This is a genomic window from Burkholderia sp. SIMBA_051 (assembly GCF_046534915.1).
GTDB lineage: Bacteria > Pseudomonadota > Gammaproteobacteria > Burkholderiales > Burkholderiaceae > Burkholderia > Burkholderia ambifaria.
In genome coordinates this window covers 1-343 of record NZ_JAWRXS010000103.1, presented here as the reverse complement: position 1 = coordinate 343, position 343 = coordinate 1, and the positions used below count along the sequence as shown (strand labels likewise).

The following is a 343-nucleotide window of genomic DNA, read 5'->3' as shown; positions in this document are numbered from 1 at the left end:
CAGTCGCCTTCGGGTATTTCGCCGCATAGACCGTCACGAAACGATCGAACGCGACATACGCGTCGGCGCGCGTCGCGGCCATCCAGATTGCCTGCAGATCCGCCTTCGCGCGGCCTTGCTGCGACTTCGGCAGTGCATTGAGCACGTTGCCCATTTTGTGAAACCAGCAGCGCTGGCCGCGTGTCGCAGGAAACACTTCTTCCAGCGCCGCCCAGAAGCCCATTGCGCCGTCCCCAACTGCCAGGAGTGGTCCGGTCTGCAGGCCACGCGATTTCAGATCGAGCAGCAGCTCCTGCCATGACGCCTTCGACTCGCGATACCCGTCCCCGATCGCGACACGCTC

The 343-nt window shown here is 63.6% G+C and carries 1 protein-coding gene; it reads right to left on the bottom strand.

Going from position 1 to position 343, the window contains the following annotated elements; all coding sequences use genetic code 11:
* The coding region (locus SB771_RS33740; protein WP_410721885.1) for a transposase at positions 1 to 343 on the bottom strand (343 nt) is incomplete at both ends.